Here is a 13,724-nt window from a genome sequence, read left to right on the forward strand (position 1 = left end):
ACGCGAGGGCGGAACGATCCGTCAGAGCGGCCGGCTCGCCTCACTCGACTCTGCGGCGGCTTGGGCGAAGGCGCGTATCAGCGGGCTCTTGTCGGCGGTACGCCAGACGAGAGCCCATTGACAGGGCGTGGCGTCGCGGATGGGGACGAAGACCAGGTTCGGCCAGGGGTAGAAGCGGGCGGCTTCGGCGGCGACTCCTGCGACGGCCTCACCGGAGCAGACCGCGCTGATCACCTCCTGCCACGTGGTGGCCCGAGGGCCGCGACGGATCGGGCGTCCGGCAGGAGTGTGGTAGGGGGCGAGTGTCTCCTCCATGTAGGCGGGGATGGAGCGGCCCGCCACCAGGGTGCAGTCGCCGAGGTCTTCCAGGTCGATCGCATCGCGGTGGGCGTAGGGATGGTCGGCGGCGACCATCAGCAGCACAGGGGAGGCGTGTGTCACCGGGCCGACGGTCAGGTCGGGTTCGCGGACCGGCAGCCACAGGAGCGCGACGTCGACCTCGCCGGACCGCAGAGAGTCCAGGGGGGAGGGCGGCTGAACCTCGCGGTGCCGCAGCCGTGCGCCCGGATGACGGGCTCGGAACAGGTCGATGAGGTCGCCGATCTCCATGAGGTGCGGCCCCATGGTGCCCAGCGTCAGCGTCCCCGTCGTGCCGCGGACCGAGTTCGCCGCGGCCTCGACCCCTTCCACGATGTTCCGGTAGCCGGCGCTCAGGTCCCGCTGGAGCTGTTCGCCCAGGGGAGTCAGTTGGAGATGTTCGGAACGTTCGGGGACATCGGCTGGCCGTAATCGGCGGGTGATTCGGCAGCGGCCGGCCTCCTGGCTTCGGGACGGCCGGCCGCTTCATCATGTGTGTGGCGTCACCCGAGCGCCGAGCAGTCCGCCTCGTCGGGCAGCAGCGGCCGGAGCAGCACCCGGTAGGACCGGCCGTGATCCGACCAGTCGCGCCACCGGCCGATCGGCGCCTTGCGGGCGGCCGCGCCGGTGAGGACGGTGCAGGTCCGGGTGCCCACCCGCGTCCCGGAGCCGAGCGGCGTGGCGTACGGCCACCGTGGCGCCCCGGTCGCGGACCCGGGAAGCGCCAGCGCCGCGACCTCGGCCGGGCGGTACGGATGCGGCGCGGCGGCCAGATCGCCGCGCGCCCAGGTCGACGGATTGAGCATGGCGAGCACCGCCGCCGCCTTCGTGTCGCTCACCGGCTCGACGAGCCGGGTCGTACGCGGGTGCCCGTCGACGACGAAGGTGACGACCGCGTACATGGCGTCGGCCATGTTCGGGCTCTCCACCGTCCGCGGCGTCGCGAGCCCGGCGTCCTGAGCCGCCGACACGATGCGCCGCACCGCCTGCGGCGTCAGCCGGTACTCGGTCAGCGTGCCGGACGACCCGGCGATGGCACGCCCGTCGCCGTACAACGAGAAGTCCGGCAGGCTCCCCGGACCGCCCAGCCCGGCGATGCCGCCACTCGTACTCGTCCGCAGCACCAGCCCGGTGCCCGGCGACACGGACACCGATGGCGCCGGCGTGGGATCGAGCTTGGCCTCCGAACGTCCGGAACAGCCCGCCGCCAGCAGCGCGGCGGCCACCACGACCATGGCCTTCATAGGTGATCGCTCCTCAATGCGTGGCGCGTCCCCGGAACTCAGACGTGTCCCGAGGCCGCGCGGTTCCCTGACAGGTCGGGGGGAGCGGTACGAGGGGTCACGGTATGAGATCCCAGCTACGGGCGCGGGCGGCGCAGTCCGCGCGGAATACCGCCGCGTCGAAGACACCACCGAGATGCGGGGCCAGGCCGGCCCGGGCGGCGAGCAGGAACTCCGGCCCGGACAGCCGCCCGGACCGCTCGGGCAGCGCCCCGGACAGCGGGCGGGCGGCGATCGTCTCCAGGTCCCGGACGTTGCACAGGTCGTCCAGGCCGGGTCGGCGCGGCCAGGCCCCGATGACGACCCCGGCCAGTTCGAGCCCGTGGTTCGCCATCGCCTCCAGCGTCAGCGCCGTGTGGTTCAGCGTGCCCAGCCCCGGCCGGACGGCGACCAGCACGGGCGCCCGCAACGAGTGCGCGAGGTCGGCCAGCGTGGTGCCGTCCTCGTCGAAGCGCACCAGCAGCCCACCGGCCCCCTCGACGATCACCAGGTCCCGGTCGAGCGCGCGGATCCGGTCGGCGGTGGCGACCAGGTCGGGCGGCGGCAGTTCGGCCTGCCGGGCGGCCGCGGCCGGGGAGAGCGCGTCGGCGTAGCGCGCGAACTCGTGCAGGTCGCCGACGCCCGCGAGCCGCCGGACCTCCTCCAGATCCCCGGCCTGGTCGGGCCGTACCCCGGTCTGCGCCGGCTTGACCACGGCGACCGACGCCCCTCGGGCCCGCGCCAACGCCGCGAGGGCCGCCGTGACGACCGTCTTGCCGACCCCGGTATCCGTCCCGCTGACCACGAGCACACTCACCTGAGCGAGGGTAACGAGTAGCGGAGGCCGACGACCGTCTCAACGCCGAGGATTTCCGTCCCCCTGGCGACACCGATCCTCGGCACAGACGTTCCCCGGCGGTTCAGTCGTCCCAGGGTTCCCACTTGTCGGTTTTGACCGTGAAGCCGAACGGGTCCGGCAGGCTGATCGTCTCCCCGAACTCCCACGATCGAAGGTGCTGGTACGTGCCGCTGCTCCGATCGGGGTTGGAGAAGAACAGGGCCTGTGCGGCGTGGGCCACCGCGCTCACGTCGCGTGACTCCTCCATCACGATCAGCTCCGGTCATCGCAGGGAACCCGCTCACTGTCCGTACGCAGAACCGTACATTCTCCGGAGCCGCTGTTCGGGCAAGAGGCGGTCAGGGGGTGTGGCCTTGGCGGCGGAGGCGGGTGATGAACTTGTAGCGGTCGCCGCGGTAGAAGGACTGGGCCCACTCGACGGGGTGGCCGTCGACGTCGAAGGCGTGCCGGGACAGCAGGAGGAGCGGCAGGCCGACGTCGACGCCGAGGAGCTGGGCGTCGTCGGGGGTGGCCAGCACGGTCTCGATCGTCTCCTCCGCCTCGGCGAGGTGCACGTCGTACGCGGTCGCGAGGGTCTCGTACAGCGAGCCGTGGCGCGGCAGCTCCTTGCGGAGGCCGGGGAAGCGGCGGGCGGGCAGCAGGGACGTGTCGATCGACATCGGCTCGCCGTCGGCGAGGCGGAGCCGGTGGATGCGGAGGGCGCGGCCGCCGGGGCGGATGCCGAGCAGGCCGGCGACCCGCTCGTCGGCGGTGACGTAGTCGATGTCGAGGATGCGGGTCTCGGGGTTGAGGCCGTGGTGCCGCATGTCCTCGGTGTAGCTGACCAGCTGGAGTTCCTGGGCGACCTTCGGTTTGGCGACGAACGTGCCCTTGCCCTGGATCCGCTGCAGGCGTCCCTCGATCACCAGCTCGGCGAGGGCCTGCCGGACGGTCGTGCGGGAGGTGCCGTACTTCTCCGCGAGCGTGCGTTCCGGCGGCAGCGGGCTACCCGGGGTGAGCGCCTCGGTCAGCTCGATGAGGCGTTTCTTCAGCCGGTAGTACTTCGGGACCCGTGGCTCGACCCCGAGTTCAGGTGCCTGCTCAGCCGTCACTCGCTCTCCTCGTGTTCACCGCCGCGTCGCTCCGGCGTTAGGAGCAGGGTACGGTCTGGTCTGCTTCTTGACAGTAGCCAGTGCCTTCGTGACGGCTGTGAGATCCGCCTCGCCCAGGTCGGCGCGGGCGGTGAGCCGCAGACAGGCACGTCCCACCGGTACGGATGGTGGCCGGAAGCAGCCGACCCGGACGCCGTGATCCGCGCACAGGTCCGCGGCGCGGACGGCCTCGTGCGGGTCGCCGATGATGACCGGGACGACGGCCGCGGCCGGTGAGGTCGTCGCGAGCCCGAGTTCGCGGGCCGTACCGGCGAGCCGGACGGCGTGGGAGCGGGCGCGCTCCGGAAGGTCCGGCTCGGCGGCCAGCACGTCGAGCGCGGCGAGGGCCGCGCCGGCGCACGCCGGTGCCAGCCCGGTGTCGAAGACGAACGAACGGGCCGTGTCGATCAGCGTCTCGATCACCTCCGGGGCGCCGAGGACCGCGCCGCCCTGCGTGCCGAGCGCCTTGGACAGGGTGGCGGTGAGGACGACGTCGGGCTCACCGGCGATCCCGGCGGCGTATGCCGCGCCCCGCCCGCCCGGTCCGACCACGCCGAGCGCGTGCGCCTCGTCGATCACCAGGACGGCGCCGTGGCCTCGGACGACCCGGTGCAGCTCACGGAGCGGGGCGAGGTCGCCGTCCACCGAGAAGACCGCGTCGGTCACGACGATCGCGTCCCGCGCGCCGGCCAGGGCCGCGTCCACGGCCGCGACGTCTCCGTGCGGGGTGACGGTGACCGGCGCCCGGGACAGCCGGCAACCGTCGATCAGTGACGCGTGGTTGCCCTGGTCGGAGACGATCAGCCGGGGCCGCAGCGCGGTGAGGACCCCCAGGTTGGCCAGGTAGCCCGAGGAGAAGACGAGGGCGGACGGCATGCCGGTGAACTCCGCGAGGCTGTGCTCCAGCTCGGCGTGCAGTTCCGTCGTCCCGGTGACGAGGCGGGATCCGGTCGAGCCGGCCCCCCACTTCCGTACGGCCTCGATCGCCCCCTCGGCGAGCCGGGCGTCACGGGACAGCCCGAGATAGTCGTTGGAGGCCAGGTCGAGGAGCGACGGGCCGGGCGGGCGCGGGCGCAGCGTCCGGCGCAGCCCGGCGGCCGTACGGTCGCGGGTCGCGGTCGTCAGCCGCTCAAGTGGGTCCACCCGGAAATCATTCCAGCCCCGCCTGCGATTATGCAGACGTGCCCACCTTGACCGACCTCACCAGGCAGCACACCGATCTGGACGCGGCGGACCTCGAATGGATCCACGCGCTGGTGTCGGACTGGCAGCTGCTGGCCGATCTGTCGTTCGCGGACCTGGTGCTCTGGGTCCCGCTGACCAGGCGTCGCGCGCCCAGGGGCGGCCGTCCCGGCGACCTCGGAGGCTGGGTGGCCATCGCCCAGATCCGGCCGACGACCGGCCCGACCGCCTACACGGACGACCTCGTCGGCCTGGTCGTCGAGCCGGGCGGCCGCGGCCTGATCGATGTGGCCTGGCGGGAGGAGCGCATCTGCCGGGAGGGCGACCCGGAGTGGGGGAGCGGTATCCCGGTGCGCGAGGAGGCCATCCCCGTACGCCGGGACGGCCGGATCCTCGGCATCATCCAGCGGAGCACGAACCTCAGTTCGGCGCGTACGCCCAGCCACCTGGAGCTGACGTACCTGCAGAGCGCCAGCGACCTGGCGAAGATGATCGATGCGGGGCGGTTCCCGTTCCGGGAGGTGGAGCCGAACCTCGCCCGTTCGCCGCGGGTCGGCGACGGCCTGATCCGGGTGGACCGGGACGGGCGGGTGCTCTACGCCAGCCCGAACGCGCAGTCGGCGTACCGCAGGCTGGGGCTCGCCACCGACCTGGTCGGCACGCCGCTGGGGGAGACCACCGCCCGGCTGATGAACACCGCGGTGGACGACTCGCTGGCGGTGGTCGCCGGCGGGCGCGCCCCGAGCGAGACCGAGATCGAGTCGAACGGCGCGATCGTGCAGCTGCGGGCCATCCCGCTGATCGTCGACGGGAGTCGTACGGGCGCCCTGGTGCTGTTGCGGGACGTCACCGAGCTGCGCTGGCGCGACCGGGCGCTGATGAGCAAGGACGCCACGATCCGGGAGATCCACCATCGGGTGAAGAACAATCTGCAGACCGTCGCGGCGCTCCTGCGCCTGCAGGCCCGGCGGCTGCGGGTGCCGGAGGGGCGGGCGGCCCTGGAGGAGGCGGTCCGCCGGGTCGGCTCGATCGCGATCGTGCACGAGACGCTCTCGCACACGCCGGAGGAGCTGGTCGACTTCGACGACATCGCGGACCGGGTGATGGCCATGGCCGGAGAGGTGTCGGCACCGGAGACCCGGGTGCGCCCGAAGCGGATCGGCGGTTTCGGAGTCCTGCCCGCGGTGATCGCCACACCGCTCGCCATGGTCCTCGCCGAACTGCTGCAGAACGCCCTCGAGCACGGCCTGGCGAACCGCCCCGGGTCGCTGGAGGTGGTGGTGACGCGCGGCGAGGAGCGGCTGAAGGTCCTGGTCGCCGACAACGGGAGCGGGCTGCCCGAAGACTTCGACGTGGAGTCGACGGCGAGTCTGGGCCTGCAGATCGTCCGCACGCTGATCGTGGGGGAGCTGGGCGGGGTCATCGACCTGCGGCCGCGCGAGGGCGGGGGCACGGAGGTCGCCGTGGACATCCCGCTGGACCAGGGGCCGCGGACCGCTCCGCCCACCTGAGCCGATTCGTGCCCGGAAAACGTGGACGCCCGTGACCTGGGGTCACGGGCGTCGGAGCCGGCGGATGTCGTGGGCCGATCTGCGAGCCACGATGCGGCGTCGTCGTCTTTCAGGCGTGGGCGCGAGCGCGGGCACGGGCGTTGCGGCGCTTCAGGGCGCGGCGCTCGTCTTCGCTCATGGCGCCCCAGACCCCGGCGTCCTGGCCGGAGGTCAGTGCCCAGTTCAAGCAGGCGTCGGTCACCGGGCAGCGGCGGCATACCTGCTTGGCCTCTTCGATCTGTACCAGCGCGGGGCCGGTGTTCCCGATCGGGAAGAACAGCTCGGGGTCCTCGTCACGGCAGGCAGCGCGGTGGCGCCAGTCCATGCGGTCCACTCCTTCGTAGCGCGTGAAGTGTCGACTCCACTTGTGAACGGTTTCACGATGTCGCGAACAGTCCAAGGACCGCGGGTAAGGTCCGGGAAGTGTTCATGGCGGTCTCGACCAGGGGTGATACCCGATGCCGCGCGCCACTTAGAGATTCCCAGGGCGCCAGAGAGGGCGCAAGAGCTTTGAGAAACTTTTCTCAAAGTATGGCTGTCGCGTGTGTCACATGGCCGAAACATGAACGTCACTTCGTGACTCAGATCACGACGCGCACCGCCTTGGGAACGGACCGGAAGGTCACCGCCTCGCGTTGTCCCAGGTAGTCCCCGTCGACCTGGAACGCGATCGGGCGATGCGACCGCAGCGTGAACTCCGTCAGGTCGTGCAGACCGAGGACCTGTCCGCCGCGCGGCTGCCGCTGGAACGGAGGCAGGATCTGCGACAGCACGTTGAGAGTCGACAGCACGTCGAGCCGCCGCAGTCCGAACAGATCCAGGCCCGTCGCGAACGCCGCCCGCGGGCTCGGGTCCACCGGCCAGGGGCCCGCGTACGTCCACGGCGAGGTGTTCGACACGATGCTCAGGAAGATGTGGCCGAGCGGCGGCTTCCCGGGCACTTCGAGGGTGAGCGCCGGGCGGCGCCGGTCCGTCAGCACGAAGAACTGGCGCAGCGCCGCGCGGATGTACAGCGTGGAGTACGCCCGGGAGCCGGCGGCCCGGAGCTGCTCGACGGCGTGGACGACCTCCGCGTCCAGCCCCAGACCCGCGCAGAACGTGAAGTAACGGTTGTCGGCCATGCCCAGGCCGACCGTGCGGTGCCGCCCGGCCCGCAGCGCCTCCAGGACCTGCCCGGCCGCGTCGAGGGCGTTGTTCGGCAGCCCCAGGGACCGGGCGAAGACGTTCGCGCTGCCGGCGGGGACCACGGCGAGGGCCGGCAGGTCCTCCGACGGACCCGCGGCGAGCAGCCCGTTGACGGCCTCGTTGACGGTGCCGTCCCCGCCGAGCGCGATGACCACGTCGTAGCCCTCGCCGACCGCCTGCTCGGCGAGCTCCATCGCGTGCCCGCGCCGCTGGGTCTCGGCCAGCTCCAGCCGTACCTCGCCGGCGAACGCGCGCATCAGCACGTCCCGGGCTCGCCGTGACGTGGTCGTCGCCTTCGGATTGGCGATCAAGAGAGCGCGCACGCAAAAAGGGTAGCTTCACCGCAGACCACCGGAAGGCGCGGGCTGGGCATCACGGCGGGTCGCGCCCGGCTAGTGTTCCTGGGTGTGTCCACACGTCCCGCCACCCTGAGCGCCGCAGCCGTCGTCGAGGCCCTGGAAGGGGTCGCCGTGCTGGCCGTCGGCCTGTACGTCGGCATCGAGGCCGTCATCGGCCGCCCGCACGACCTCGCGAGCGCGGTCGCCCTCGCCTTCATGGCCGTCCTCGGCGGCGCCGGCATCATCGCGGTCGGCTGGGGACTGTGGCAGGTACGCCGCTGGGGACGCGCCCCCGCCCTGCTCACGCAGATCTTCACGCTGATCATCGCCGTGTCGATGTTCCAGAGCCACCGGCAGATCCTCGGGGTCGTCCTCGTCGTGGTCGCCGTCGTCGGCGCCGCCGCCCTCCTCAGCCCCCCGACGACCCGCGCCCTCATCGACGAATAGCCCGGAAACGACGCGCCCGCCGAGACGGTGTCGTCTCGGCGGGCGCGTTCGTTCGTGCCTCAGTCGTCGGCGGTCAGGCCGTCGCGGAGCTGGGCCAGGGTGCGGGCCAGCAGCCGGGACACGTGCATCTGCGAGATGCCGAGCTCGGCGGCGATCTGCGACTGCGTCATGTTGCCGAAGAACCGCAGCAGCAGGATGCGCTTCTCCCGGGCCGGGAGCTTCTCCAGCAGCGGCTTCAGCGACTCGCGGTACTCGACGCCTTCGAGGGCGTCGTCGACGATGCCGAGGGAGTCGGCGACCGCCGGGGCGTCCTCGTCGCCGGAGTCGGGCGCGTCGAGGGACACGGTGGAGTAGGCGTTCGCCGACTCCAGGCCCTCCAGCACCTCCTCCTCGCTCATCTGCAGGTGCTCGGCCAGCTCGCTGACGGTCGGCGCCCGGCCCTCGCGCTGGGCGAGGTCGCTGATCGCCTTGGTCAGCGACAGCTTCAGCTCCTGGAGCCGGCGCGGCACGCGGACCGCCCAGCCCTTGTCGCGGAAGTGCCGCTTGATCTCACCGACGATCGTCGGCGTGGCGTACGTGGAGAACTCCACGCCGCGCTCCAGATCGAACCGGTCGATCGACTTGATCAACCCGATCGTCGCGACCTGCACGAGATCATCGAGCCACTCGCCGCGGTTGCGGAACCGGCGGGCGAGGTACTCGACGAGCGGCAGGTGCAGCTCCACCAGCTCGTCCCGGATGCGCTGGCGCTCCGGGTCGCCTTCGGGCAGGGTGGCGAGCCGCTCGAACAGCCGACGCGCTCGAGCGCGGTCGGGCGCGCCGTGCTCGTTGCCGGCCACCGTGGTCTTCTCGGTCACGCGTCCACCTCGCTCAGCGGCCCGAAGCCGCGTGGGCGGTGGTCGAGTGCCGTAGGGATCGCGGCGTTCACGACGTCTTCCCGCGCCGCTTGTTCATGACGATGGTCACCCGGTCGTCGACGCCGACCTTGGCGTCGACGTCACCCGCGAGCGAGCTCAGGACGGTCCAGGCGAACGTGTCGCGGCTGGGCTCCAGGCCGTCGACGGTCAGGACCGAGACCGAGATGCTCATCGCGTCGTCGGTCAACTCGAACTCGCAGGTCAGATCCGTGCCCGGCACCGCCTGGGCCAGGAGCATCGCGCACGCCTCGTCGATCGCGATCCGCAGATCCTCGATCTCGTCGAGGTTGAAGTCGAGGCGTGCCGCCAGCCCGGCCGTGGCCGTGCGGAGCACGGAAAGGTAGGCGCTGTCGGCCGGCAGCCGCACGGTCACGACGTCGCGCACGTCGGACACACTCGCCGGCTTGGCCGCGGTTTCCTCGGTCACGTCACTCCCTCGTTGGGGCTACCCGCTGATGTCGAAACTACCGCTTCAACGCACCTGCGCGCGCATCCGCCGCGCTCGGTCGTCGAAGTGATGATCGTAGAGGTCGGGCGCCGGGTTCCCGCGCACCGGGGTCATCCGTGCGGCCGGTGCTCGCCGAAGTCGCACGGGCACGGCATATTGCTCCATTTTGTCCGTCAGTGGGCCGCTCCTGAGGACGGATATTCGGGAATCGCCCGGTAGTCGCTACAAAGGGTGGTTTCGGGTCGACTCAACGCCCTAAATTGGCGCCCGTAACCGGAAGATCACCGGTTGAGACGGTAGGAAGGCACGTCGATGGACTTCTCCGGCAAGGCCCTGCACGTGGGCAGCCTGCTACGCCCCCCAGCACTCCTTCAGGCCCGCGACCGCCACGCGGCAGGGGAGATCGACGCGGAGGAGCTGTGGCAGGCCGAGGACCAGGCGATCCTCGAGGCGCTGGCTCTCCAACGGGACAGCGGCATCGGCGTCTACACGGACGGCGAGTACCGCAGGAACGACTTCATGAGCCACCTCACCGCGGCGACCGAAGGCTTCGTGACGCAGGCGCCCGTCCTGGACTGGAACGCCGAGGGGGAGGAGCAGACCAAGGACGACAGCATCCTCAACCTCATCGGTGGCGGGTTGCGGCACCGGGACCGGTTCACCGACCGGGAGGCGGAGTTCCTGGCCCACCACGCGCCCGGTCCGTGGAAGCTGGCGATCCCCGAGGTCACCAACTTCGTCGTGGCCAACTGGCAGAGCGGCGTGAGCGGCGCCGCCTACCCCACCAGGGCCGACATCATCGACGACCTCGCGGCGGTCATCCGGACGGAGACGGCGGCGCTGGCGCGGGACGGTGTCCGGCACGTCCAGATCGACGCGCCGTGCTTCACCAGCTTCGTGAACGAGAAGCTGATCGCCGTCTTCGAAGCGGAGGGGCTGAACGCCCGGGAGCTGCTGGACCGGTGCATTCAGGCGGACCACGCGATCGTCACCGGCCTTCGCGACGCCGGCGTCGTCGTCGGGATGCACATCTGCCGGGGCAACTACCGCGGGCAGTGGTTCAACGAGGGCACCTACCACGGCATCGCCGAGGAGGTGTTCGGCCGGATCCCCGTCGACCACTGGCTGCTGGAGTACGACACCGAACGCGCCGGGAGCCTGGATCCGATCAAGCACGTCCCCGAGGGCACGACCGCGGTCCTGGGCCTGGTGACCACCAAGACCGGCGAGCTTGAGGACCCCGATGCACTCGCACGCCGGCTGGACGAGGCGTCACGGTTCAAGGCGCTGGAGGACCTCGCGATCAGCCCGCAGTGCGGGTTCGCGTCGGAGGTGCAGGGCAACCCGCTGACCTGGGACGACCAGAGGAGAAAGCTGGATCTCGTCGTGTCCGTCGCGCAGCGGGTCTGGGGGTAGAAAGGCGTGTGGCGGACCGGCCGTTCCCGCGAGGGGGACGGCCGGCCCGCCACTGTCCGATCCTGGCCGAGAGCCGGCGCGGATCAGGCGTTCTTGGTCTCCCAGAAGATCTTGGCGATCTCGTCGATCTTGGCCAGGAGCTCGTCCGCCTTGGCCACGTCGAGCGTGCCCTTGGTGCCGCCGGCGCCCGCGAGCTTGGTGGCCTCGTTGAACAGCTGGTGCAGCTGCGGGTACTTCTCGAAGTGCGGGGGCTTGAAGTAGTCGGTCCACAGCACCCACAGGTGGTGCTTGACCAGCTGGGACCGCTCCTCCTTGATGATCAGAGCCCGAGCGCGGAACACCGGGTCGTCGTTGGACTGGTATTTCTCGATGATCGCCTTGATCGACTCGGCCTCGATGCGGGCCTGCGCCGGGTCGTACACGCCACAGGGCAGGTCGCAGTGGGCCGACACCGTGGTCTTGGGGCGCAGAAGTCGTGCAAGCACCTGCGTGTCCCTTCCGTTGTTTCGGATCATGCTCCGTTGGCAGACACTACTCCCGGTACCCTTCCCGCGCGCAGAGAGGTAACCCACATGCAGACGGTCGAGGTCACGGGCGAGTCGATGCTGCCGGTGCTGCGGCCCGGCGACTGGCTTCTCGTACGCCGTGGCGCCCGCCTCGCCCCCGGACACGTCGTCGTGGCACGTCACCCCCGCGAGGCCCGGCTGATCGTCAAGCGGGTGGCCTGGCGCGACCGCGACGGATGGTGGCTGGAGAGCGACAACCAGCGGGCCGCGGGCCGGCAGGACAGCTGGGACTTCGGCGCCGTACCGGACGATCTGATCCTGGGACGCGTCATCGCCCGTTACTGGCCCCGGCCCGCGATATGGCTCCGCGCGCCCCGGCGAGGCCGGAGCGCGCGGACGCGGAACGATTCCTGACTCAGAGCACCTTCGACAGGAAGTCCTGGGTGCGGGCGTGCTGCGGGTTGGTCAGCACCTCGCGGGGGTTGCCCTCCTCCACGACGACGCCGCCGTCCATGAAGACCACCGAGTCGCCCACCTCGCGGGCGAAGCCCATCTCGTGGGTGACCACGACCATGGTCATGCCGTCCTCCGCGAGCTGCCGCATCACGTCGAGGACGTCACCGACCAGCTCCGGGTCGAGGGCGCTGGTCGGCTCATCGAACAACATGAGCTTCGGCTGCATGGCCAGCGCCCGCGCGATGGCCACCCGCTGCTGCTGTCCGCCGGACAGCTGCCCCGGGTAGGCCTTCACCTTCTCGGCCAGACCGACCTGCTCGAGCAGCTGCACGGCCCGCTCCTGGACCGTGCGCTTCGGCTCGCGCCGGACCCGGCACGGCGCCTCCATGACGTTCTCCAGCGCCGTCATGTGCGGGAAGAGATTGAACCGCTGGAACACCATGCCGATGTCCCGGCGCTGCGAGGCGATCTCCTTCTCGCGCATCTCGTGCAGGCGCTCGCCGCGCTGGCGGTAGCCCACGAGGTGGCCGTCCACCCACAGCCGCCCGCCGTCGATCTTCTCCAGGTGGTTGATGCACCGCAGGAAGGTCGACTTCCCGGAGCCGGACGGCCCGATGACGCACATCACCTCGCCGGACTGAACCTCCAGGTCGATGCCCTGCAGGACGTGCAGCCGGCCGAACCGCTTGTGGACGTTCTCCGCCTTGACCATCGGCGTGGGAACGGCGTCGACCTCGCTCACTTTGCCCCCTGCTCTGTGGAGCGCTGCGCCTTCAGCTTGGTCAGGAACCGTTCGAGCATGGTCTGCCGCTGGGCCGTGCCGCGGCCGAAGCGGCGCTCGAGGTAGAACTGGCCGACGCTGAGGATGGACGTCATGGCGAGGTACCAGAGCGACGCCACGAGCAGCAACGGGATGGTCTGGTACGTACGGCCGTAGACGATCTGCACGGAGTACAGCAGATCGGAGACCGCGATGACGCTGACCAGCGAGGACGTCTTCAGCATCGAGATGACCTCGTTGCCGGTCGGCGGGATGATCACCCGCATCGCCTGCGGGAGGACGATCCGCCGCAGCGTCTGCCCCCGGCTCATCCCCAGCGCGGTCGCGGCCTCGTCCTGGCCCGGGTCGACCGACAGGATGCCGGCCCGCACGATCTCGGACATGTACGCGGCCTCGTTGAGGCCGAGGCCCAGGCAGCCCGCGATGAACGGCGTGATCACCGAGTTCGCGCTGAAGTGCGCGAACGTCGGGCCGAACGGGATGCCGATCGAGAACTGCGGGATGAAGGCGTTGATGAAACCCCAGGCCAGGATCTGCACCAGGACCGGGGTGCCGCGGAAGAACCAGACGTACGCCCACGCGATGCCGGAGATCAGCGGGTTCGGCGACAACCGCATCACGGCGAGGAGCGCGCCGCCCACGATGCCCATGACCATCGCGATGACGGTCAGTTCCAGCGTCACGCCGACGCCCTGCACGACGGCGTCGATCGTGAGGTACTGCCGGATGACGTCCCACTGGAGCCGCTCGTTGTGCGCGACGCTCCAGGCCATCCAGACCACCACGTAAGTGATCAGGACCGCCGCGATCCAGCGTCCGTAGTGGCGGACGGGGACGGCCCGGATCTCCTCCTGCCGTCCCTCGCTCACCGTCTCGTCGGAAACGGTCAT

17 protein-coding genes are annotated in these 13,724 nt (G+C 70.8%); 4 read left to right on the forward strand and 13 right to left on the reverse strand.

Annotated features, from left to right (window positions below; genetic code table 11):
- Window positions 1-21 precede the first annotated feature (21 nt).
- From ABD978_RS20650 to ABD978_RS20675, 6 genes are all read right to left on the reverse strand, one after another.
- The gene (locus tag ABD978_RS20650) at window positions 22-690 is read right to left on the reverse strand and encodes a LysR family substrate-binding domain-containing protein (protein ID WP_345356695.1); all 669 of its coding nucleotides are present in this window, start codon (window positions 688-690) and stop codon (window positions 22-24) included.
- A gap of 170 nt (window positions 691-860) precedes the next feature.
- Window positions 861-1,601 carry a hypothetical protein gene (locus tag ABD978_RS20655; RefSeq protein WP_345356698.1) on the reverse strand — a complete coding sequence of 247 codons (741 nt, stop codon included), beginning with the start codon at window positions 1,599-1,601 and terminating at the stop codon, window positions 861-863.
- Between the two features lie 97 nt (window positions 1,602-1,698).
- Window positions 1,699-2,436 (reverse strand): dethiobiotin synthase, encoded by a 738-nt coding sequence (gene bioD, locus ABD978_RS20660; RefSeq protein WP_345356701.1) that lies wholly within the window; start codon window positions 2,434-2,436, stop codon window positions 1,699-1,701.
- A gap of 103 nt (window positions 2,437-2,539) precedes the next feature.
- Window positions 2,540-2,707, reverse strand: a complete 168-nt coding sequence (locus tag ABD978_RS20665; protein ID WP_345356704.1) for a hypothetical protein — start codon at window positions 2,705-2,707, stop codon at window positions 2,540-2,542.
- Between the two features lie 109 nt (window positions 2,708-2,816).
- Complete coding sequence (locus tag ABD978_RS20670; protein WP_345356707.1) at window positions 2,817-3,569, reverse strand: GntR family transcriptional regulator; 753 nt, start codon at window positions 3,567-3,569, stop codon at window positions 2,817-2,819.
- A gap of 15 nt (window positions 3,570-3,584) precedes the next feature.
- Window positions 3,585-4,751: an 8-amino-7-oxononanoate synthase gene (locus tag ABD978_RS20675; protein WP_345356710.1), complete on the reverse strand. Its 1,167-nt coding sequence runs from the start codon at window positions 4,749-4,751 to the stop codon at window positions 3,585-3,587.
- Between the two features lie 38 nt (window positions 4,752-4,789).
- Here ABD978_RS20675 and ABD978_RS20680 point away from each other — a divergent pair, with 38 nt between their 5' ends.
- Window positions 4,790-6,301, forward strand: coding sequence for a histidine kinase N-terminal domain-containing protein (locus ABD978_RS20680; protein ID WP_345356713.1), 1,512 nt, complete (start codon window positions 4,790-4,792; stop codon window positions 6,299-6,301).
- 109 nt (window positions 6,302-6,410) lie between these two features.
- On the opposite strand, the gene ABD978_RS20685 is transcribed toward ABD978_RS20680, so the two are convergent.
- Both ABD978_RS20685 and ABD978_RS20690 read right to left on the reverse strand, forming a co-directional pair.
- Window positions 6,411-6,665 carry a WhiB family transcriptional regulator gene (locus ABD978_RS20685; protein ID WP_252809415.1) on the reverse strand — a complete coding sequence of 85 codons (255 nt, stop codon included), beginning with the start codon at window positions 6,663-6,665 and terminating at the stop codon, window positions 6,411-6,413.
- A gap of 256 nt (window positions 6,666-6,921) precedes the next feature.
- Window positions 6,922-7,848 carry a diacylglycerol/lipid kinase family protein gene (locus ABD978_RS20690; protein ID WP_345356716.1) on the reverse strand — a complete coding sequence of 309 codons (927 nt, stop codon included), beginning with the start codon at window positions 7,846-7,848 and terminating at the stop codon, window positions 6,922-6,924.
- 84 nt (window positions 7,849-7,932) lie between these two features.
- On the opposite strand from ABD978_RS20690, the gene ABD978_RS20695 reads away from it, so the two are divergent.
- The gene (locus ABD978_RS20695) at window positions 7,933-8,310 is read left to right on the forward strand and encodes a hypothetical protein (RefSeq protein ID WP_345356719.1); all 378 of its coding nucleotides are present in this window, start codon (window positions 7,933-7,935) and stop codon (window positions 8,308-8,310) included.
- Between the two features lie 59 nt (window positions 8,311-8,369).
- On the opposite strand, the gene ABD978_RS20700 is transcribed toward ABD978_RS20695, so the two are convergent.
- Both ABD978_RS20700 and ABD978_RS20705 read right to left on the reverse strand, forming a co-directional pair.
- Window positions 8,370-9,167, reverse strand: coding sequence for an RNA polymerase sigma factor SigF (locus ABD978_RS20700; RefSeq protein ID WP_345356722.1), 798 nt, complete (start codon window positions 9,165-9,167; stop codon window positions 8,370-8,372).
- 67 nt (window positions 9,168-9,234) lie between these two features.
- Window positions 9,235-9,654: an ATP-binding protein gene (locus ABD978_RS20705; protein ID WP_345356725.1), complete on the reverse strand. Its 420-nt coding sequence runs from the start codon at window positions 9,652-9,654 to the stop codon at window positions 9,235-9,237.
- Between the two features lie 333 nt (window positions 9,655-9,987).
- On the opposite strand from ABD978_RS20705, the gene ABD978_RS20710 reads away from it, so the two are divergent.
- Window positions 9,988-11,091: a cobalamin-independent methionine synthase II family protein gene (locus ABD978_RS20710; protein ID WP_345356728.1), complete on the forward strand. Its 1,104-nt coding sequence runs from the start codon at window positions 9,988-9,990 to the stop codon at window positions 11,089-11,091.
- Window positions 11,092-11,174: 83 nt separating this feature from the next.
- Here ABD978_RS20710 and sodN read toward each other — a convergent pair whose 3' ends face one another.
- Window positions 11,175-11,576 (reverse strand): superoxide dismutase, Ni, encoded by a 402-nt coding sequence (gene sodN / locus ABD978_RS20715; RefSeq protein WP_345356731.1) that lies wholly within the window; start codon window positions 11,574-11,576, stop codon window positions 11,175-11,177.
- An 87-nt stretch (window positions 11,577-11,663) separates the two neighbouring features.
- Here sodN and sodX point away from each other — a divergent pair, with 87 nt between their 5' ends.
- The gene (sodX, locus tag ABD978_RS20720; protein ID WP_345356734.1) at window positions 11,664-12,011 is read left to right on the forward strand and encodes a nickel-type superoxide dismutase maturation protease; all 348 of its coding nucleotides are present in this window, start codon (window positions 11,664-11,666) and stop codon (window positions 12,009-12,011) included.
- A gap of 1 nt (window position 12,012) precedes the next feature.
- Here sodX and ABD978_RS20725 read toward each other — a convergent pair whose 3' ends face one another.
- Window positions 12,013-12,765, reverse strand: coding sequence for an amino acid ABC transporter ATP-binding protein (locus ABD978_RS20725; protein WP_345357499.1), 753 nt, complete (start codon window positions 12,763-12,765; stop codon window positions 12,013-12,015).
- A gap of 26 nt (window positions 12,766-12,791) precedes the next feature.
- Window positions 12,792-13,724, reverse strand: a complete 933-nt coding sequence (locus ABD978_RS20730; protein ID WP_345356737.1) for an amino acid ABC transporter permease — start codon at window positions 13,722-13,724, stop codon at window positions 12,792-12,794.

The sequence above is a fragment of the Actinoallomurus liliacearum genome, assembly GCF_039542035.1.
Classification (GTDB): domain Bacteria; phylum Actinomycetota; class Actinomycetes; order Streptosporangiales; family Streptosporangiaceae; genus Actinoallomurus; species Actinoallomurus liliacearum.